General features: G+C 68.7%; 21 protein-coding genes and 1 pseudogene. 9 read left to right on the top strand and 13 right to left on the bottom strand.

The window, feature by feature from the left end:
* Window positions 1-6: 6 nt before the first annotated feature.
* Window positions 7-855 (bottom strand): hypothetical protein, encoded by an 849-nt coding sequence (locus tag K3G64_RS19810; RefSeq protein ID WP_238886722.1) that lies wholly within the window; start codon window positions 853-855, stop codon window positions 7-9.
* Between the two features lie 81 nt (window positions 856-936).
* Window positions 937-1,302: a hypothetical protein gene (locus K3G64_RS19805; protein ID WP_238886721.1), complete on the bottom strand. Its 366-nt coding sequence runs from the start codon at window positions 1,300-1,302 to the stop codon at window positions 937-939.
* Window positions 1,303-1,408: 106 nt separating this feature from the next.
* Here K3G64_RS19805 and K3G64_RS19800 point away from each other — a divergent pair, with 106 nt between their 5' ends.
* The gene (locus K3G64_RS19800; protein ID WP_238950842.1) at window positions 1,409-3,040 is read left to right on the top strand and encodes a fatty acid--CoA ligase; all 1,632 of its coding nucleotides are present in this window, start codon (window positions 1,409-1,411) and stop codon (window positions 3,038-3,040) included.
* On the opposite strand, the gene K3G64_RS19795 is transcribed toward K3G64_RS19800, so the two are convergent.
* Entirely contained in the window at window positions 3,037-3,897 is an 861-nt protein-coding gene (locus K3G64_RS19795) for an oxygenase MpaB family protein (RefSeq protein WP_238886720.1), read from the bottom strand. The two genes, K3G64_RS19800 and K3G64_RS19795, sit on opposite strands and share 4 nt — an antisense overlap.
* Window positions 3,898-3,993: 96 nt before the next feature.
* Between K3G64_RS19795 and K3G64_RS19790 the strand changes: the two genes are divergently transcribed.
* Window positions 3,994-4,497: a hypothetical protein gene (locus tag K3G64_RS19790; protein WP_238886719.1), complete on the top strand. Its 504-nt coding sequence runs from the start codon at window positions 3,994-3,996 to the stop codon at window positions 4,495-4,497.
* Here the strand turns inward: K3G64_RS19790 and yaaA are convergent.
* From yaaA to K3G64_RS19775, 3 genes are all read right to left on the bottom strand, one after another.
* Window positions 4,494-5,240: a peroxide stress protein YaaA gene (gene yaaA / locus K3G64_RS19785; RefSeq protein WP_238886717.1), complete on the bottom strand. Its 747-nt coding sequence runs from the start codon at window positions 5,238-5,240 to the stop codon at window positions 4,494-4,496. The two genes, K3G64_RS19790 and yaaA, sit on opposite strands and share 4 nt — an antisense overlap.
* 31 nt (window positions 5,241-5,271) lie before the next feature.
* The gene (locus K3G64_RS19780; protein WP_238886715.1) at window positions 5,272-5,853 is read right to left on the bottom strand and encodes a C40 family peptidase; all 582 of its coding nucleotides are present in this window, start codon (window positions 5,851-5,853) and stop codon (window positions 5,272-5,274) included.
* 255 nt (window positions 5,854-6,108) lie between these two features.
* Window positions 6,109-7,245: an alkaline phosphatase family protein gene (locus K3G64_RS19775; RefSeq protein ID WP_238886713.1), complete on the bottom strand. Its 1,137-nt coding sequence runs from the start codon at window positions 7,243-7,245 to the stop codon at window positions 6,109-6,111.
* Between the two features lie 95 nt (window positions 7,246-7,340).
* Between K3G64_RS19775 and K3G64_RS19770 the strand changes: the two genes are divergently transcribed.
* Complete coding sequence (locus tag K3G64_RS19770; RefSeq protein ID WP_238950840.1) at window positions 7,341-8,114, top strand: ArsR/SmtB family transcription factor; 774 nt, start codon at window positions 7,341-7,343, stop codon at window positions 8,112-8,114.
* Window positions 8,114-8,860 carry a DUF899 domain-containing protein gene (locus K3G64_RS19765; RefSeq protein ID WP_238886712.1) on the top strand — a complete coding sequence of 249 codons (747 nt, stop codon included), beginning with the start codon at window positions 8,114-8,116 and terminating at the stop codon, window positions 8,858-8,860. The genes K3G64_RS19770 and K3G64_RS19765 overlap by 1 nt, the downstream gene beginning before the upstream one ends.
* On the opposite strand, the gene K3G64_RS19760 is transcribed toward K3G64_RS19765, so the two are convergent.
* The 7 genes and pseudogenes from K3G64_RS19760 to K3G64_RS19730 form a co-directional block, all read right to left on the bottom strand.
* A complete protein-coding gene (locus K3G64_RS19760; RefSeq protein ID WP_238886710.1) occupies window positions 8,857-9,528 on the bottom strand; it encodes an MBL fold metallo-hydrolase in 672 nt (223 codons plus the stop codon). The genes K3G64_RS19765 and K3G64_RS19760 overlap by 4 nt on opposite strands.
* A 51-nt stretch (window positions 9,529-9,579) precedes the next feature.
* Window positions 9,580-10,269 (bottom strand): alpha/beta hydrolase family protein, encoded by a 690-nt coding sequence (locus K3G64_RS19755; RefSeq protein ID WP_370647001.1) that lies wholly within the window; start codon window positions 10,267-10,269, stop codon window positions 9,580-9,582.
* Between the two features lie 12 nt (window positions 10,270-10,281).
* Window positions 10,282-11,037, bottom strand: a complete 756-nt coding sequence (locus K3G64_RS19750) for a glutamine amidotransferase (protein WP_238886708.1) — start codon at window positions 11,035-11,037, stop codon at window positions 10,282-10,284.
* Complete coding sequence (locus tag K3G64_RS19745; RefSeq protein ID WP_238886707.1) at window positions 11,034-11,366, bottom strand: type II toxin-antitoxin system PemK/MazF family toxin; 333 nt, start codon at window positions 11,364-11,366, stop codon at window positions 11,034-11,036. The genes K3G64_RS19750 and K3G64_RS19745 overlap by 4 nt, the downstream gene beginning before the upstream one ends.
* Window positions 11,363-11,617, bottom strand: a pseudogene (locus K3G64_RS19740) (type II toxin-antitoxin system antitoxin MazE5); the annotation flags it as partial. The gene K3G64_RS19745 and the pseudogene K3G64_RS19740, both read right to left, overlap by 4 nt.
* A gap of 75 nt (window positions 11,618-11,692) precedes the next feature.
* Window positions 11,693-13,939, bottom strand: coding sequence for a catalase/peroxidase HPI (gene katG, locus K3G64_RS19735; protein WP_238886706.1), 2,247 nt, complete (start codon window positions 13,937-13,939; stop codon window positions 11,693-11,695).
* A 33-nt stretch (window positions 13,940-13,972) separates the two neighbouring features.
* The gene (locus K3G64_RS19730; RefSeq protein ID WP_238886705.1) at window positions 13,973-14,428 is read right to left on the bottom strand and encodes a Fur family transcriptional regulator; all 456 of its coding nucleotides are present in this window, start codon (window positions 14,426-14,428) and stop codon (window positions 13,973-13,975) included.
* Window positions 14,429-14,716: 288 nt separating this feature from the next.
* Here K3G64_RS19730 and K3G64_RS19725 point away from each other — a divergent pair, with 288 nt between their 5' ends.
* The 5 genes from K3G64_RS19725 to K3G64_RS19705 all read left to right on the top strand — a co-directional run bounded on the left by K3G64_RS19725 (window position 14,717) and on the right by K3G64_RS19705 (window position 19,925).
* Window positions 14,717-15,925: an acyltransferase family protein gene (locus K3G64_RS19725; RefSeq protein WP_238886704.1), complete on the top strand. Its 1,209-nt coding sequence runs from the start codon at window positions 14,717-14,719 to the stop codon at window positions 15,923-15,925.
* Between the two features lie 50 nt (window positions 15,926-15,975).
* Window positions 15,976-16,668: an Rv0518 family GDSL lipase gene (locus K3G64_RS19720; protein ID WP_238886703.1), complete on the top strand. Its 693-nt coding sequence runs from the start codon at window positions 15,976-15,978 to the stop codon at window positions 16,666-16,668.
* Between the two features lie 4 nt (window positions 16,669-16,672).
* A complete protein-coding gene (locus K3G64_RS19715) occupies window positions 16,673-18,031 on the top strand; it encodes a sensor histidine kinase (RefSeq protein WP_238886702.1) in 1,359 nt (452 codons plus the stop codon).
* Window positions 18,032-18,049: 18 nt separating this feature from the next.
* On the top strand, window positions 18,050-18,481 hold the full coding sequence (locus tag K3G64_RS19710; RefSeq protein WP_238886696.1) for a type II toxin-antitoxin system Rv0910 family toxin: 432 nt from the start codon (window positions 18,050-18,052) through the stop codon (window positions 18,479-18,481).
* A 64-nt stretch (window positions 18,482-18,545) separates the two neighbouring features.
* Entirely contained in the window at window positions 18,546-19,925 is a 1,380-nt protein-coding gene (locus tag K3G64_RS19705; RefSeq protein ID WP_238886694.1) for an aldehyde dehydrogenase family protein, read from the top strand.
* Window positions 19,926-19,998 lie beyond the last annotated feature (73 nt).

Raw genomic sequence — 19,998 nt, 5'->3', positions numbered from 1 at the left:
TCGCCGCTATACCTCGCGGAACACATAGGATCCCGCTGTGGTGCGACGGTCGCCCGCGCCTTCGTCGTACATCACCACCCGCACGGCCACGGCGCCGTCGGCCCCCGTCAGGGGTTCGGCCTCCACCCGGAACGGCCCCGCCTTGCCGCGCCCCAGGAACATCACGTGACACGACGCACCCTGCAGCCGGTCCGTCCCGGCCAGGGTGGTCGCGGCGTCGGTCGCGGCGGCCTCGAGTATCACGAACTGCGGACCGACGTGCAGCGCCGCGTCGGGCGAGGCGACTTCGGCGGCCAAGGGTGGCAGCCCCCAGTTGCCGTCGGGTCGGCGGTGGCCGCCGAACACCTGCCAGAGCGGCGGCAGATCGGGGGAGTCGACGATCGGTAGCGGATTGGCCTCCATCCGTTGCAGCCCGTCGGGCGGTACGCCGATGCTGACGCCCTGTCCCTCGATCAGCGCCAGGACGCGGGAGGGTTGATCGGCGTCGACGATCTTGGCCCGGCTGTATCCCATCTGCCTGCCGACCTTGAGTTCCTCGGACACCACCTCGATGCGACGCACGTCGCGGCCCGGGTCGAGGATCTGGCAGGAGTGGATCACCGGGTTGGGCACGGCTTCCAGGTCCGACATGTGGCCGCTTTCCGGCGCCGAGATGCCCAGCACCGCGAACAGCAGACCGCCCGAGGCGTTGCGCATGTCGCGACGCAGCGTGACCGTGTTGTCGTCGGGCACCAGGTCCATCGACGCGTAACTGCGGCCGATGTAGCGGTAGCTGAGCAGTCCGCCCCAGCGCCTGCGCAGCTCCTCGGCGTACTCCTCGGGCGAATCGATCAGTTCCCGGATGTCACGGAGCATGTGCCAGTTCCTATCGCGCGTCTGTCCGGTGTGCTTCCACATCGAAAACGGTAGGCCACCGCGGCGGTCGGGTGGCTGCTTTCAGCTGACCGCCATGCTGTAGGCGAGACCACCGATGAAGAACGCGACAACGCAGAGCAGCAGCGTCGTCACCGCCGGCGGCCAGCCTCGTCGGCGCCGCACCAACTGGACGATCGTGGCGATCAGTCCCGCCACCCCGATGACCACCGCGGCGATGAGGGCGTTGAACACCGCGTTGACGGCGCCCTGTTCGCTGCAGCTCTCGGGCGGACAGTGATCGAGGAACGCCAGAGAGAACAGGCCCAGCACCGCGCCTGCCGCGATCATGAGCGCGGTCAGCACCAGCACGATGACCGAAACCGCGATGTCCGCACCGGATACCGGGGGCTTGGGCGGCGGCGGCTCGGCGTAGCCGGGATAGCCCATGGCAGCAGATGGTATCGGCGCCTCGGAATCCTTGTCCCGTTTCCCGTCCGGCGGAACCGCGCTTCGACCATCATTGCGCTATCCACTCGGCGCCTGGGAGATGTTCATGGACAGCACGATGCAGGACTTCCCGTTGACGGTGACCGGCATCCTGCGACACGGCACCGGTTGGCATTCGAGCCGCAAGGCGATCACCGCGACCGCCGACGGCCACCGCGAGATCGGCTACGGCGAACTCGGCAGCCGCATCGCCCGCCTGGCGCACGGACTGCGCGAGCTCGGCGTGCGCCCCGGGGACCGCGTCGCCACGTTCATGTGGAACAACCAGGAACACCTGGAGGCATACTTCGCCGCGCCCTGCATGGGGGCGGTGCTGCACACGCTGAACATCAGGCTGGCCGCGGACCAGGTCGCGTTCATCGCGAACCAGGCGCAGGATTCCGTTGTGCTGGTTGACATGTCGCTGGCAGCCCTGCTCGTGCCGATACTGGCCGAGCTGACCGCGGTGCACACCGTGGTGGCCGTCGGCGACGGCGATGTGGATCCACTCACCGCCGCGGGTCAAACCGTGCTCCGCTACGAGGAACTGCTCGACGGGCAGCCACCTGTATACGACTGGCCGGAATTGGACGAGAAGAGCGCGGCCGCAATGTGTTACACGAGCGGCACCACGGGAAATCCGAAGGGCATCGTCTACAGCCACCGGTCGAGCTATCTGCACTCGATGGCGGTGTGCGCGGCGAACAACATCGGCCTCGTCGACGGGGACCGGGTGCTGCCGGTGGTGCCGATGTTCCACGCCAACGCGTGGGGCCAACCGTACGCCGCGATGATGGCAGGCGCCGATCTGCTGCTGCCCGACCGCTTCCTGGCGGCCGCGCCACTGGTGGACATGATCGAACGGCACCGGCCGACCGTGGCGGCCGCGGTGCCCACAATCTGGAATGACGTCCTGAAGTACCTAAACGCCAATCCCGACCGCGACATCTCCTCCCTGCGGACGGTGTGCTGCGGCGGTTCGGCCGTACCGCTGGGCATGATGAAGGAATACCAGGAGCATCACGGCGTGGTGATCCGCCAGGGCTGGGGCATGACCGAGACCTCGCCGCTGGCCGCCATCGCCACCCCACCTCCGGAGGTCACCGGCGCCGATCACTGGACGCTGCGGGCCTCGGCGGGCCGGGTGCTGTGCGGAGTCGAGATCCGCATCGTCGCCGATGACGGCACCGTGCTGCCCAGCGACGGAAAAGCCGTCGGCGAGATAGAGATTCGCGGGCCGTGGATCACCGGTTCCTACTACTGCAACGCCGACGCCGACAAGTTCGACGACGGGTGGTTGCGCACCGGCGACGTCGGCAGAATCGACCCGCAGGGCTTCATCACGCTCACCGACCGCGCCAAGGACGTCATCAAGTCCGGCGGCGAGTGGATCTCGTCGGTGGAACTCGAACTCGCCATCATGGAACACCCCGCGGTGTTCGAGGCGGCCGTGGTGGGTGTCCCCGACGAACGCTGGCAGGAGCGCCCGCTGGCCGCGGTTGTCGTCGCTCAGAACAGCTCGGTGACCGCACAGGAGATCCGGGCACACCTGCGTGACCGCGTCGCTCGGTTCTGGCTTCCCGAGCGCTGGGCCTTCGTTGACGAGGTGCCCAAGACCAGCGTCGGCAAGTTCGACAAGAAGGTCATCCGGTCGCGGTACGCCGACGGCGCCTACGCCGTCGTCGACTGCCGCGACTAGTCCCGCGCGGTCATCGCCCAGCGGATGCCGCCCACGAGCACGCGGCCCGACATCCGGATGACCGTCGACTCGATCGGCGGAAAGTACGGCAGCAGCAGCGGCGTGCGCGCCCACGCGGGCAGCATCGCCACCGCGGTCGCCGCGAGCACCCCGTAGGGCGCCCTGGCCGCGACCGGCAGCGGGGGCGTCAGCAGCAGGAACCGGGCGGCGTCGCGGGCGGCCGCGGTGCCCGCCAGTTCGGGCCGGAACCGTTCGATGCGTTCGGCCAGTTCGGCCTCGGTGCGCGGCGGCTCGACGACACCCAGGGCGGCGGCGACGCGGGCCGTGTCGGCGACGTAGGCGTCGCGGCCGGCCTGGTCGAGCGGCACCGCACCGTAGAGACGGTGGGCCATCAGGAAGCTGTCGACCTCGGCGATGTGCACCCACTCGAGCAGGTGCGGGTCCGAGGCGCGGTAGGGCCTGCCGTCGGGCGCCGTTCCGTGGACACGGCGGTGAATACCGCGCACCCGGTCGACCGCACGCTGTGCATCATCGGCCGGGCCGAACGTGGTCACGGCGAGGAAGGTGCTGGTCCGCTGCAGCCGCCCCCACGGGTCGCCGCGGTAGTCCGAATGCTCGGCGACACCGGCCATCGCCAGCGGGTGCAGCGACTGCAGCAACAGCGCGCGCAGACCGCCGACGAACATCGAGGCGTCGGCGTGCACCCGCCGGATCGGCCGGTCCTCGGCGAACCAGCGCGGGCCGGGGGTGTCGTGGATGCGGGCGCGGTTGGCCGGCCCCTCGGGTCCGGCAACCATGCCGAACAGGCTGCGCCCGAGGTTCTTGCGCACGCCGCTCAGGTCCGGCAACACCGTCATGTCCCCACGGTACGGCGCGGCGGTGGTTTACCGTTACGACGGTGGTCAATCCGGTACGCACATCGGTTGCCGGCGACGAGGAACGGGGACGAAGACATGCGCGCAACGACACGGTTCCTGGCTCTGGCCGCGGCGCTGGCCGTCGCGGCCCCGGTCGCGCCATCGATGGCCGCGGGTGAGGCGTCGGCCGACATGGACGACGGCGGCACCTTCGTGCCGTTCGCTCAGGTGCTGCGGCGCTGCGACTTCAGCGAGAGCGACTGGAACGGCCCCACCGGCTACGCCCGGCCGCAGGCCGTGATCCGCTCCGACGGGTCGACGGTGTCGGCCGACGTCCAGATCGCCACGGCCATTCCTAATATCCGCTACGACGTGCGGCTGATCCAGGCCCCCAAGCCGTCATCGTCACCGTGCTGGGGCGGCGACCCCGGTGTGGTCCTCACGCACATGCAGATCGACAACATCGGCAACGGGCGGGTCACGCTGCAGGACTCGATCGAACCGGGCGCGACCGGGGCATGGTTGTTCATCAGCCGCCCGTCGGCGTTCTCCCAGACGCCGGAGGAGTTCTACACCACCGACTTCGTCGCACCCATTTAGGCGGGCACCACGACGGTGAGGTCGGCGCCGCGACGCTCCACCCGCATCCCGGCGCGGCGGGCGATCGCGGTGACCGCACCTGCGTCGCTGGGCTCGGCCCTCGTCGTCGCCAGCACCCGGGCCAGCCGGCCCTTGTGCGCCTTGTTGAAATGGGTCACCACGGTGCGCCTGCCGTCCACGTGTTCGGCGACGACGTCGACGCGCACGGCCTCGGCCAGCCGCCCGAGTGACGCATAGGAACCGGACCTGAGATCGACCACGAGGTCGGCGGCAGCCAGTTCGGCCAGCACCGGTTCCAGCACCGGTCGCCACCGCGCCGCCAGCGTCGGACGGCCCGGCAGCTTCGCCGCCGCCGAGAGCCGGTAGGCCGGGATCGGGTCGTCGGCGCGCAGGAGACCGAAGAGGGCCGACCCCACCGCAAGCCGCGCTCGGGCGCGGGCCGCGGCGGCGCCCCGAAGCGACCCGACGTCAAGCGCGTCGTAGAGCACGCCGGTGTAGCGGTGGATCGCCGGGAGTGTTGGCGCGCTGCGCAACTCGGCGTTTCGGTCGATCTCCGCGTCCTGCGATGCGGAGAGGCCGAGCGCACGCCTGCACGCCGCCGGGTCGGCGGCCAGTTCGACCAGTTCGTCGACCAGTTCAGCCCGCAGCGCCCCGAGTTGCGGCACGCTCAGCGCCGCCAACCGCAGCGGTGGCCCGTCGCCGCCGGGCCGCTTGGTCTCCGACGGCGGAAGCAGGACGATCACGCCGCAGAGGTTAACCGGACCTCCGAACGCCTCAGGCGGGCGGCGGCGGGACGGGCGCTGGTGGGGCCGGCGGAGGCGGCGGCGGGGCCATCGGCGCCGGCGGTGGCGCACCGATCGGCGCAGTGGGCGGAGGCGGCGGCGGCGGCGCCATCGGCGGGGCCGGAGGCGGTGCAGGGTGCCCGGCCATCATCACCACGGGAGCACCCGGCGGAGGCGGTGCGGCGGGATCCAGCGGCTGCTCGGGCGGCGCGGGCAGGAACATGTGGTTGGTGAACTGGTCCTGGAAGGCGCCGCCACCTCCGACCTTGACTCCGCCGCCCTCGCCGGACGACACGGGAGTGCCATCGGGCAGGGTCACCGCGGCGTGGCCGCTGTTCCAGCCAACCACCAGGGCGCCGGGCGCGCTGCCGTACTGGAACCCGCGTTCCAGCAGTTCACCTTCGATGTTCCCGGTGTGAAACCTGTCTCCATAGACAGGGCGGCCGGTCGCCGCGTTGGTCACCCAGGACACCAGGCCGGAGCAGTCGGTACCAGCGGGGGAGTCTCCACCCGAGACGTACGGCGTGCCCGACACCTGGTTGACGAGCGTCAACAGCATGGCAGTAGCAAACATGTGGTCGGACGCTAACAAAGACGGTTGCAGCCCACCAAAATCTGTGACGGCCTTCACAAGCGCGTCTTTCAGTAGCGTACTTCACGAAAGTCGCTGTCTGTTATCGATTTTCATCGAAGTAGTAGTGACGTCCATTCCCGGTAACGAATAGGTCATCCCGCCAATCGCTTTGCCGCAGGATCGACACCAACCCGATCCAAAACATCTGTGCACCAAGAGATATACGAGCCACTCGCCCAATCGAGCGCCTAAGACTCAGCGATGGGCAACGAGCAGCGGTACCGCATGCTCAGCGAAAGTCACGGACCCGTGATGCCCGATCAGTGAGGACTCGAGCGGTTCGACGGTTCGCCGTACCACCGCCGCCGACCCGCGCGCTGCCGTAACGACGTCACCGATGCGGGTACGCACCGCGTCGGTGACCGGCCGGCCGAACCACCCCCCGTCGATCGCCTCCTCGCGCGACAGCACCCACGCCCGATCGCCCAGCGTGGACCGCCAAGCGGCGAGCACGTCGTCGCGTGCACCGTCCTCTGCATAGGCGTGCCGGGCGCGGGGTTCCCCGCCGATCGCCTGCACACCGTCGAGCAGCGCAGGCGTGGCATCGATGTCGACGATGTCGGCCTCGTCGACGGCGACCATCCCGTGGTCGGCGACGACGGCGAGCAGGCCGCCGCCAGGTAGCGCCTCGACCACCGACTCGACCAGCCGGTCGATCTGGCGCAACTGCATGCGCCACGGCGTCGACCCCGGGCCGTACACGTGCCCAAGCATGTCGAGCTCGCTGTGATAGCCGTAGCAGAAACCGTTGTCGCGTAACGTGTCTCGAATCCTGGTGGCCAGATCGCCGAGCGCGTGCACGCCGACGTACCGCCCGCCTCGCAGCACGGCGCGCGTCAGCCCCGAGCCGGTGAACTCGGCGCCGGAGATCACGCTGACCGCGACCCCCGCCGCCGCGGCCCGTTCGAACGTCGTCGGCAGCGGCTGCACCTGTTCGGGCGGCACCGAGGCGCGCAGGTCGTCGCCCCAGGGGTGGGGACGCCAGCGCAGCGCGTTGACCACACCGGCGTCGGGCAGCCGGAACGAGTAGCCGACCAGGCCGTGCTCGCCGGACCGGCAGCCAGTGCCGATCGCGGCCAGCCCGGCAGCGGTGGTGGAGGGGAAACCCACGGTGAGCGTCACCCCGCGTAACCCGGCCAGCACGGGTGCGTCGGCGGCGAAGGTGTCGAGCAGTTCGGCGCCAAGGCCGTCGATCAGCAGAACGCACGCACCTGCGACGTCTCCGGGCAGGGGGATACGGCCTTCGAAGCCGTCGACGCCCATCGCGGCGAGCACCGACGGCACGACGTCGGCGAGGTGAGCCAGGCCCGGATCGGGCGTCGGCGGTTTCACGAGTAGAGCCTGCCACCCGTTGACATGCACCCACATGGCTGCCTATTGTTTCCTTCATGCAGCCATCCGGCTGCATGACGACGGCGAAAGAGAAGATGGACGAGGTTTTCAAGGCACTCGCCGATCCCAGCCGGCGCCTGCTGCTCGACAGCCTCAACGCGCGCAACGGTCAGACCCTGCGGGACCTGTGCGCAGAACTGTCGATGGCGCGGCAATCGGTCAGCAAGCATCTGGCCGTGCTGGAAGCGGCCAACCTCATCACCACGGTGTGGCGGGGACGGGAGAAGCTGCACTACCTCAATGCCGAGCCGATCAACGCCATCGCCGACCGCTGGATCAACCAGTACGACCGTGCGCGGGCGCAGACACTCGCGGACCTCAAGACAGCATTGGAGAACCCACCCATGAGCGGCAGCCCCGACTTCGTCTACACCACCTACATCCGGACCACACCCGAACGGCTCTGGCAGGCGATCACCGACCCCGTTTTCTCGGAGCGGTACATGGGACATGCGATCGTCTCGGACTGGGAGAAGGGTTCCCAGTACGTCTGGGCGGACGGTGATCTGAAGATCGCACACCCCGAACAGGTGATCCTGGAAGCCGATCCGTACCGTCGGCTGGCCTTCACCTTTCACACGTTCGTGCCCGAACTGACCGAGCTGGGCATCGATGCCGACACCGTCGAGAAGGCGGCCGCCGAGCGCAGGTCCAAGGTCACCTTCGAGATCGAGCCCGTCGACAACGGGATGGTCAAGCTCACCGTCACTCACGATGACTTTCCGGCGGAAAGCACTGTCCGGGGGCTCATCTCCGGCGGCTGGCCGTGGAAGCTGGCCAACCTCAAGAGCGGACTGGAGGCCGCCTGATGACGACACCACCGGTCGTCTCGGCACAGCAGTGGGAGGCTGCGCTGCAGGAGATGCTCGTCACGGAGAAGCAGGTGATGCGCGCGCGCGACGCGCTGGCCGCGCAGCGTCGCCGCATGCCGTGGCTCGCCGTCGAAAAGGACTACGCCTTCGACGGTCCGGACGGCAAGGTCTCCCTGCTCGACCTGTTCGAAGGCCGCAGGCAGCTCATCGTCTACCGCGCGTTCATCGAGCCCGGCACCGGTGACTGGCCCGAGCACGGTTGCACGGGATGCTCGTTGATGGCCGACCACGTACCACATCTGGCGCACCTCAATGCCCGCGACACCACCTTCGTCTACGTCTCGCGCGCAACACAATCGGACCTGGCGCGAATGAAGGCGAAGATGAACTGGCGGCACCCGTGGTTCACCATCCTGCCCACCGAGGGCGCGGCCTTCGACAAGGACTTCGGTGTCGCCAACTGGCACGGCACCAACGCGTTCATCCGCGACGACGACGGCCGCGTCTACCGGACCTACTTCATCAACGGTCGCGGCGACGAGATGTTCGTCGGCACCTGGCATCTGCTCGACATGACCGCACTCGGCCGGCAGGAGGACTGGGAGGACTCACCGGAAGGCTATCCGCAGAGCCCCCCGTACGAATGGTGGAGCTGGCACGACACCTACTCGACTCACACTCCGCGACGGTGGTTCGGCAACCCGGACCCCGACGATCCCGACGACCAGCGGCCGCAGGCTTAGGAAGGCAGGCTGGCCAACGCCTCTCCGACGATGTCCGCCCACCGCCGCGCGTCGACGATCTCCAATCCCGAGTGACCGCCGAATGCGCTGGAGAGCACGACGTCCGGTTGCACGGATGCCAGCAGCGTGACGCTGTCACGCAGGGCGGCGGCGTCGCCGCGAGGCGGCAGCAGGCCCGCGGCCCACGCGCCGTCGCCGGTGCGGTACAACGTGTCCCCGGTGAACAGATACCTTGCGCCGTCGGTGCCGGTGACGAGATAGCTCGTGCTGCCCGGTGAATGGCCGGGAGTGGGCAGTACCTCCACGCCGGTGTCGTCGACACGGCGGACGTCCTCGATCGGCACGTCGACCGGGGCGTGCCTGGTGATGTCAGCGAGCTCGGCGGCAGGCGCATGAAGCCGCGATCCGAACCGCTCGGCGATGCGCGCCAGGTTCGGCCCGGCCTCGTCGAGATGCGACAGATACTGGGCGCGAACGCCGCCGAGCGCCTGGATGGCGTCGAAGTCCGCATCGGTGGCCGGACTGTAGAAGAGCACGTTGCCCTTCGGTCCGCGCCACAGATACGAGTGCGTCGTCAAGCCGGGAAACGGCGTGTCCAACCGGGTCTGCCAGAGATCCTCACGGATCTGGTTCAGCTGATTCGCTTTTCGTGTCGTAGAGGTAACCATGCGCACGAGTGTGCTACCTCAACTTTTGTTGAGGTCAAGCCGATGTGGCGCTCAGGTGAGGCGGACGGCGGCGATGCGCGCGGCGACCTCGTCGGCGACGGCCAGCGTCTCGGCATCCGAGGCGGCGAAGTAGCGGTCGCCGTCGCGGTCGTAGGTGGCTCCGGCGATCGAGGCGTGGTCGGCCGCCAGTTCGACGCAGTCGACCGGCCAGTCGTTGTCGCGCAGGGTTTCGGCGAATTCCCGGGTGACCGCGGCGGGGATGACGTCGTCGGAGGCCCCGTGCAGCAGCAGGAACGGCGGCCGCTCCCCGGCGGGCAAGTCAGTCGGCAGCGGCGCACCCGAGACCGGGTCGCGGACCATGAAGGCACCGGCGAGGCAGACCGCACCCGAGACCGCCACTCCAAGCGCCCGTGCGGCGATCGTCAGGCCGGCCGCGGCAAGACCACCCATCGACCAGCCGACCACCACCAATGGGTGACCGTCGGCGTGCTTGCCGGCGTAGTGGGCCGACGCCAGCAGGTCGGCCCGGCCGCCGTCGTCGGCGTGGGAATCCCAGTCGGCCAGTACCACCGCCATCCCGTGTCGGTGCACACGTTCGGCCAACGGTCGCATCGCCGATCGCGAGTCGGTCTGCGCGCCGTGCCACATCAGCACGGTGTTCTGATTCGGCTCGCCGTAGACGTCGGCGGCGCGGCCGGGGGAGTACTCGGTGGTGTGCACAGCAACGGGGTGCCCGGCCACCCTCGCTTCCAATCACCTTCGGCGCGCGTACCTGTCGATGAACCTCTTGAGAATGACCGGTGGATAGCGCACATCCCATTGCCGCGCAGCGGCTTTCAGCGACTCCGCCGACTCCGGCGGAAAGTATCCGTGGTTCTTGTAGACGTTGATGCGGGTGATGATGCCGTCGAAATCGAGCTCGGGGTGGAACTGCGTGGCGTAGACGTTGGCACCGACACGGAACGCCTGCACGGGGCAGTCCCGCGACGACGCCAACCGCACCGCGTGGGTCGGCAGCAGGCTGGCCGCCTCCTTGTGACCGCCATATGCGTCGAACTCGACCGGGATGTCGGCGAACAACGAGTCTTCGCGGCCCTCCGGGGTGACCGTGATCGACATCCCGCCGACTGGTTCCGGATAGGTCCGGTCGACGGTCGCACCGATGACCGTGCCCAGCGTGCCGACGCCGTAGCAGCAGCCCAGGAAGGGAAAGTCCTCTTTCACAAGGCACTCGATGAGAGCGAACAACTCCTCCTCGACCCGGCGCTGGGTGGCCGACTTCGCTTCGGGGGAGTCGCTGACGTTGTACGGTCCACCGCCCAGGATGACCCCGGACCAGTCGGCGAGGTCAAGGCGTCCCAGCGATTCGTGGGTCAACCGGACGCGACGCATACCAGTGCCGTCGAGACCGGCGAAGCGTCTCATCGCCCGGTACTCGTCGTCGGCCGCTTCGTCCTCGCCGCGGATCGACAGCAGCAGGAACGGCGCCCGTCCGCCGGCTTCCGTCATAGGTGCGAACAGTCCACGGCTACCTCGAGCGCGGCACAGATGGCGTGCATGCGGCCGTCGGCGAGGCGGCCGAGGCGGCTGACCAGGACGGCGACCGAGACGCTTTCGAGAGAGTCGAGATTGACAGCCGAACGCCGGGGTACCGGGTCGGTCTCCGGTTCGAGAACGACCTCGCTGGCCAGTGCCCTAATCGTGGTCGTGCAGGGTGCTACCAGCACCCGTCGTAACCGCGGAATGGCTGCGTCGCGAGACATGACAACGACCGGGCGACGGCCGACTTCGGGCAATTCGCACCACCAGACCTCACCGCGGGCGGGAAGCTGACTCACGACGCCCCAGCCGCCCGCCGCCAGGAGGCCAGATCGCCCCATTCGTCCGGCTCCTCCGCGGGGTGCTCGTCGTAGGCCCGGTAGCTGGCATCCACTTCGGCGGATCTGTGGCGAGCCAGCAGCGCAGCGAGAGCCTCGTCGATGAGGGCCGCATCGGTCACCCCGGAGCGCACACTGCGCGCACTGCCGAGCAGACCCGCGTCGACGGTGGTACTCAACCGTATGCGCTTCATGCCACAAATATGCCACACACGAACGTGGCCCCGAACGCACGTCGCCCCGCGAGCCGGCTGAGCTCGCGGGGCGCCGCACTGTCGATCTGTTGATCAGGACAGGTCGAAGCGATCGTTGTTCATCACCTTCACCCAGGCGGCGACGAAGTCCTCGACGAACTTGTCCTGGTTGTCGTCCTGGGCGTAGACCTCGGCCACCGCGCGCAACACCGAGTGCGAGCCGAACACCAGGTCGTTGGGAGTGGCGGTCCACTTCGTCTGGCCCGTGGCGCGGTCCACACCTTCGTAAACGTTCTCCGCCGACGCCGACGACTTCCATTCGGTGCCCATGTCGAGCAGGTTGACGAAGAAGTCGTTGGTCAGCACGCCGGGCCGGTCGGTGAACACGCCGTGCTTGCTGCCGCCATGGTTGGCGTTCAATGCCCGCATGCCGCCGATCAAGACCGTCAGCTCCGGCGCGGTCACGTTGAGCATGTAGGCCTTGTCCAGCAGCAACTCCTCGAGCTGTGCCTTCTCGCCCGGGCGGATGTAGTTGCGGAACCCGTCGGCCCGCGGCTCGAGCACCGCGAGGGCCTCCGCGTCGGTGTTCTCCTGGGTGGCGTCGGTGCGGCCCGGAGCGAAGTGGACGTCGATCTCGTAGCCGGCGTCCTTGGCGGCCTTCTCCACGGCCGCCGACCCCGCCAACACGATCAGGTCCGCCAGCGAGATCTTCTTGCCGCCGGAGGCGGAGGCGTTGAAGTCCTGCTGGATCTTCTCCAGCGCGGGCAGCACCTTGTCCAGCTCGGCCGGCTCGTTGACCTCCCAGTTGCGCTGCGGCTGCAGACGCAGGCGGCCACCGTTGGCACCACCGCGCTTGTCGGTGCCGCGGAAGCTCGCCGCCGCCGACCAGGCCGTCTTCACCAACTGCGGGACCGACAGTCCTGAGTTCAACACGGTGTTCTTGAGCTGCTCGATGTCGGACTCGTCGACCAGCGGATGGTCGACCTCGGGCACCGGGTCCTGCCACAGCTGCGGCTCGGCCACCCACGGGCCGAGGAAGCGGCTGACCGGACCCATGTCGCGGTGCAGCAGCTTGTACCACGCCTTGGCGAAGGCCTCGTTCATCTCCTCGGGGTGGTCGAGCCAGCGGCGGGTGATCTCGCCGTAGATCGGATCGACCCGCATCGACACGTCGGTGACCAGCATCGTGGGCTTGCGCGGCGGACCACCGAACGGGTCGGGGATGATCGCCTCGGCGTCCTTGGCCTCGTACTGCCACGCGCCGCCGGGGCTCTTGGTGAGCTCCCACTCGTAGCCGTAGAGGTTCTGCAGGTAGCCGTTGCTCCACTTCGTCGGCGTCGCGGTCCACACCACCTCCAGACCGCTGGTGATGGTGTCGTTGGCCTTGCCGGAGGCGAACGCGCACTTCCAGCCAAGACCCTGCTGCTCGATCGGGGCGCCCTCCGGCTCGGGTCCGACGAGGTCGCCGTCGCCGGCGCCGTGCGTCTTGCCCAGGGTGTGCCCACCGACGATCAGAGCAGCGGTCTCCTCGTCGTTCATCGCCATCCGTCCGAACGTCACGCGGATGTCCTCGGCCGCCTTCAGCGGATCCGGTTCACCCTCGGGACCCTCGGGGTTGACGTAGATGAGGCCCATCGTGGTCGCCCCGTAGCGCTCCTCGAGTTCCCGGGCGCCGTTGGACCCCGCGTAGCGCTTGTCGGTCCCCAGCCACTCCTCTTCCTCGCCGAAGATCACCTCTTCAGGCTCCCAGTAGTCGGGACGGCCGAAGGCGAAGCCGAACGTCTGGAACCCCGACGACTCAAGTGCGACATTGCCCGCGAAGACCAGCAGGTCCGACCAGGAGATCTTGTTGCCGTACTTCTTCTTCACCGGCCACAGCAGCCGCCGGGCCTTGTCGAGGTTGGCGTTGTCCGGCCAGCTGTTGATCGGGGCAAACCGCTGCATGCCCTGGCCTGCCCCGCCGCGGCCGTCGTAGGTGCGATAGGTACCCGCGGCATGCCAGCTCATCCGGATGAACAGGCCGGCATAGCTGCCGTAGTCGGCGGGCCACCAGTCCTGGGAGGTGGTGATCACGTTCATCAAGTCGGCCTTGAGGGCCTCGACGTCGAGCTTGGCGAACTCCGCGGCGTAGTCGAAGTCCTCGCCGAGCGGGTTGCCCCTGTTCTTGTGGGTCTGCAGCACCGACACGTTGATCTGGTCGGGCCACCAGTCCTGATTGGTCAGCGGGCGGCGCCCCTTGGGCTCCGGCGTCCGGATCGCCGGGTTCTCGCTCTCACTTCCGCTGCTGTGCGTCGATTCCTCGGGGTAGGGCGGCTTGGCATCGGATGTATCAGAGGACACAACATTCCTTCCGGTGGGTGTTAACAGCTGCGATCACGGCTGTGATCGGGACACTTGTGCAGTCGAGCAGTCGGGGCACAGCCCCCAGTAGATGACCTCGGCCTCGTCGAGCACGAAACCGTCCAGCGACCCGTCCGGATCCGACGGCGTCAGACACGGCGTCTCGCCGAGCGCGCAGTCGACGTCGGCGATGACACCGCACGAGCGGCACACCACGTGATGGTGGTTGTCGCCCACCCGCGACTCGTAGCGGGCGACCGATCCCGAGGGCTGGATCCGCCGGAGCAGACCCACACCGGTCAGTGCGGCGAGTACGTCGTAGACGGCCTGCCGGGACACGTCGGGAAGAGCGACACGCACGGCGCTGAAGAGGGTTTCGGTGTCGGCGTGGGGATGGGAGTAGACGGCCTCGAGCACGGCGAGTCGCGGACGCGTCACGCGCAGATCGACGGCGCGCAGTTGCTCCGCGTAGTCGGGTGTCGATGGCACGCTGCCAATATGCTCCCTTTTCTGGAATCAGTCAAGACTTGACTTCCGGCGTGTCGCGGTGCCGGGACAAGTCGGCGACCACGGTGGCTGGGCGGTCCAAACCGCCTGATGAACAACGCCTTTGGCGATCACAGTGGAAATCGGCCGGGGTGCCCGGAGCGCGCTTCCTCCGAGCCGGCGCTGGTACTGTTCGGACGCTGCCGGTGCGCGACGACGTGGTGAACCACCGCAAGCGGATCCCTGGCGCGACCCGACCCGAACCGACGAGATCTTGGCGAAGAGAGTGTTGTGCGCACGGCAGAGATAAGGGCACTGTCCGGCCTGCGCATCGTCGCGGCGGTGTGGGTGGTGCTGTTTCATTTCCGTCCGCTGCTGGAGCAGACGGTCCCCGGGTTCCGGTCGGCGCTGGCGCCGTTGCTGGACTGCGGCGCTCAGGGCGTGGACCTGTTCTTCATGCTCAGCGGTTTCGTGCTGACCTGGAACTACCTGGACCGCATGGGGGAGTCGTGGTCCTGGCGGGCCACCGTGCGGTTCCTGTGGCTGCGACTTGCCCGGGTGTGGCCCGTCTACCTGGTGACGATGCACCTGGCGGCACTGTGGATGATCTTCACGCTGCACGTCGGGCACGTGCCGTCGGAGGCCGCGCACACGCTGACCGCGATGAACTACATCAAGCAGGCGCTGATGATCCAGCTGTGGTTCGTGCCGTTCTTCGACGGTTCCAGCTGGGACGGGCCGGCCTGGTCGATCAGCGCCGAATGGCTGGCCTATCTGGTGTTCGGCGGCCTGGTGCTGGTGATCTTCCGGATCGCCCGCTCGACGCGGGCGCGCGGCCTGATCGCGCTGGCGTTCGTGGCCAGCCTGCCTCCGCTGCTGCTGGTGCTCGCCACGGGCCAGTTCTACACACCGTGGAGCTGGCTGCCCCGCATCGTCATGCAGTTCACCGCCGGGGCGCTGGTGTGCGCCGCGGTGCGCAAGCTGCGGCCCACCGACGCGGCCCGGCGCGCCGCGGGCTTTGCCGCGCTGGCCATCGGCGTGACCATCGTCGGCGTTCTGTACTGGCTGAATGCCAACCCGCTCCCCAAGATCGTCGACAGCGCGGGCCTCGTCGACGTGTTGTTCGTGCCGTTGTTGCTCACGCTGGCCATCGGCTCGGGCAGCCTGCCGGGGCTGCTGGGGACCCGGCCGCTGGTCTACCTCGGCCGCGTCTCGTTCAGCCTCTACATGGTGCACGAGCTGGTGCACACCACGTGGAACTGGATGGTCGAGCAGTTCGCGCTGCGGTTGTCCTCCGACGCCGCGGGCAAACTGACGCTGGCCACCCTGCTCGGCATTGCGCTGCTCGGCGCGGTGTTGCTGTACCACCTCGTCGAGGAGCCCGCCCGGAAGTGGATGCGCAGCATGTTGAACACCCCGCAGACACGGCCGGCTGCGGTTCCGAGCAGGCTGCACACCGTCGGCGAGCGCACCCCTGCGGTACCGGCGCGCGCGGGATGAGCGCGCGCGTCGGAAGTGTGGCTTCCGTTGTCCCGCAATACGCTGTAGCGGTGAAGCGTGTGGTTACGGCGCTCGTCGCGCTGTCCCTCATGGTGGTCGTGGGTTGCCAGCGCCCGGACCCGGCAGGCCATGAACAGGTTGTGGCGCTGACCTTCTCGGCGAACCGCGTCGCGGTGATCGGCGACTCCTACACCACCGGCGGCGGGGAGGGCGGCCTCGGTGAAAAGAGTTGGCCCGCCCAGGCATGGCAGATCCTGGCCCGCCAGGGTGTGGCCACGGCGGCCGACATCGGCGCCGAGGGCGGCGCGGGCTACGGCATTCGCGGCAACCGAGGCCGCCTGTTCGAAGACCTCACCGCCGCGACGGTGAAACCCGACGACAGGCTGGTCGTGTTCTTCGGCTCACGCAACGATCTGCCCGTCGATCCCACTCAGCTGTCGATCCTGGCCTACGGCACGTTCACGCTGGCGCGGCGCATCGCTCCGGCGGCGCGGTTCGTCGTCATCGGTCCACCGTGGCCGACCGCTGACCCGCCGCCGGCGCTGCTGCGCATCCGCGACACACTCGAGTACCAGGCAGGTCTCGCGGACGCGACATTCGTCGATCCGCTCGCCGAGCGCTGGTTCGTCGGCATGCCCCAACTGATCGGCGCGGACGGGGTCCACCCCACAGATGCCGGCCACGCGTACATGGCGGCCAAGATCGCCCCGCTCATCGCCGCCCACCTGCCGAGACGTACCTGAGGCGATGGTGCGACAACCTCTCGGCGGACGCCTCTACCGGTTGCTGACACCGGTGATGTCGCTGCGCGTCATCGTGATCGTGGCCGCGCTGTCGGTCGTCGCACTGGTCATCACGCTCGGAGCCTGGGTGTGGTTCGGTGTCACCAACGACCAGTACAGCCAACTGGACCGGCGCCTCGATTCGCTCAGCAGCCTCGGCGACATCAGCATGCTGCTGCGGACCGCGCCGGACGGCGGCATGGATCAGGACGTCGCCGACGGCGGTCTGGTGCGCACGGCCCGCGTGGACGGCATCACCGTGTCCGTGCCACGCGACATCGTGTTGCCCCTGTTCGAGAACGGCTACTCCAACACCAACATCGATGGGGTCGAGTACCGGGTGCGGACGTTTTCGGCGGGCGACGCGACGATCGCGATCGGCGCACCACTGGCCGAGACGCAGCGCCGCATCGACGAGCTGCACCGACGGGTATTGCTCATCTGCGCCGGCGTGATCGTCGGCACCGTGATCGTGGGCTCAGTGATGTGGTCGATCATGATCAACCCCTTCCGGCTGCTCGCCCAGCAGGCCCGCGCGATCAACGCGCAGTCCAACCCCGACGAGCTACACGTGCGCGGCGTTCAGGAAGCGGTCGAGATCGCCGAGGCCGTCGAGGGCATGCTGGCCCGCATCGGTGACGAACAGCAGCGCACCAGGGCCGCCCTGGAGTCCGCCCGCGACTTCGCCGCGGTCGCCTCCCACGAACTGCGCACACCCCTGACCGCGATGCGCACCAACCTCGAGGTGCTGTCCACTCTGCAGATGCGTGACGAGCAGCGCCAGGAGGTGATCGCCGACGTGATGCGCACCCAGGGCCGGATCGAGGCGACGCTGACCGCGCTCGAACGCCTGGCCCAGGGCGAACTCACCACCGTCGACGACTTCGTTCCGGTCGATATCACCGAGTTGCTGGACCGCGCAGCCCACGACGCGATGCGCAACTATCCCGGCTTGACGGTGTCGCTGGCGTCGGCGACCACGGTGCTCATGGTCGGCCTTCCCGCCGGCCTGCGGCTGGTCATCGACAACGCGATCACCAATGCGGTCAAGCACGGCGGCGCCACCGAGATCCGGCTGGCCGCAGACAGTTCGGGTGACGGGGTGGCCATCACCGTCGATGACGACGGCACCGGCGTCCCGGAGACCGAGCGCGCCGCGGTCTTCGAGCGCTTCTCCCGCGGTTCGACCGCCTCGCGGTCGGGCTCTGGGCTGGGCCTGGCGCTGGTGGCCCAGCAGGCCGAACTGCACGGTGGCACCGCGGCGGTTGAGGCCAGCCCACTGGGCGGTGCCAGGTTGGTGTTACGCCTGCCCGCGCCCAGCTGAGCTGGCTACCATCCGACCATGGCGAAACTCGAGTTGGCGCGCGATCTGGCGGTGAGCCCGCAGGAGGCCTGGGAGCACGTCTCGGACCTCAACTCGCTGGGTGACTGGCTGGTCATGCACGAGGGGTGGCGCGGAGAGGTGCCCGACGAGTTGTCGGTCGGCACGCAGATCGTGGGCGTTGCGGGTGCCAAGGGGCTGCGCAACCGGGTCACCTGGACTATCAAGAGGTTCGACCCTCCCGAGCTCATCGAGGTCACCGGCAACGGGGTGGGCGGTACCAAGTACGGGCTCACGATGAAGGTGGCGCCGAGCGAGGTGGGCAGTTCATTCACGCTCACCCTCAACCTCGGCGGGCCACCGCTGTTCGGTCCGATCGGCTCCGCGGCGGCGCGCGCGGTCAAGGGCGACATCGACCGATCGATCCGCAAGTTCGAGGAACTCTACGCCTGAGGGGTCGATCGCCTCCGCGGTTGATCGGTGTCGAACCGGGTAACACACCCCGGTGTCTCAAACCATGGACTTGACCGTTTCGGACCCTCGCACCGGCGACATGGTGACCCGGATCCCGATCACCGACCCGGCGGCGTGTGCCGACGCGGTCGCGCGGGCTCGCGCGGCCTTCCCGGGCTGGGCCCGCACTCCGGCAGCCGACCGCGCCGCGGCTCTGGCCCAGGCCGCCGCGGCCGTGCGCGCCGCCGCCAACGAACTCGCCGAGCTCAACGAACGCGAGACCGGCAAGCTGCGAAACGATTCGCTCGGCGGTGTCGAGGCCGGAGCGGGCACGCTCGTTCAGTACTCCGAACTGGGTCCGCTGCACCGCGGCCGCAGTCTGCACGGGGGTTGGGACGCAACGGATCTGATGATTCCCGAACCGCGCGGTGTGGTCGCCGTGCTGACACCGTGGAACGATCCGGTCGCGGTGGCGGCGGGACTGCTGGGAGCGGCACTCGTCACCGGAAACACGATGGTGCACAAGCCCAGTGAACGTTGCCCCGGCACCGGCAGGCGGTTCGCCGAACTGCTGGCTGCACATCTCCCCGACGGCGTGCTCGAGATTCTCGACGGCGATGGAACGGTCGGCGCCCAGCTTGCCTCGGCTCCGGAGGTGGACGTCGTGGCCCATGTGGGAAGCAGCGCGACGGGCCGCGCCATCGAGCGGGGCTGCGCCGAACGTGGCGCCAAGGCCGTGCTGGAGAACGGCGGCAACGACGCGCTGATCGTCGACGCCGACGTGGACCCGCAATGGGCCGCCGGGCAGGCCGCGCAGGGTGCGTTCGCCAACGCCGGACAGATCTGCGTGTCGGTCGAGCGGGTGTATGTGGTGGAGTCGGCGGCCGCTGCCTTCCTCGACGCGCTGGCCACACAGGCCCGTGACTGGGTGGACCGGATAGGGCCGCTGGTGGACCGCAGGCAGCGTTCGGTGGTGCAGAGCCAAGTCGAGGATGCGATCGCCAAGGGCGCGCGTGTGCTGGCCGGCGGCGAACCCGCGCCAGGCCCCGGTGCCTTCTACCCGCCGACGGTGCTCGCCGACTGCACACCCGACATGCAGGTGCTGCGCGAGGAGACGTTCGGCCCGGTGGCCCCGGTGCGCACCGTCGCCGACTTCGAAACCGCGCTCCGCGAAGCCGCCGACGACCGCTACGGTTTGGCCGCCACCGTGCTGACCCGCGACATGGGTCACGCCCAGCAGGCGTGGCGAGCGCTGCCGGTGGGCACCGTCAAGATCAACAACGTGTTCGGTGGCGCGCCCGGTGGGGCCTCCGAACCGCGCCGCGCCAGTGGCAACGGCTTCGGCTTCGGACCCGAACTGCTCGACGAGATGACGGCGATGAAGGTGGTGCATGTGTCGCCGCCGCCGCCTGCCAGCAAACTCAGCGGGCGCGTCGGCGCCTGACTGCGTCACACTCTACGTGCACGGAAACGCCGCCATATGTACGGCAGAGTTAATTAGTCGCCTACCGTTGCAG

It is taken from the genome of Mycobacterium sp. IDR2000157661, from assembly GCF_022317005.1.
Taxonomy (GTDB): domain Bacteria; phylum Actinomycetota; class Actinomycetes; order Mycobacteriales; family Mycobacteriaceae; genus Mycobacterium.
Note: the sequence above shows the minus strand (reverse complement) of the source record. Positions and strands in the feature narration are given on the sequence as shown.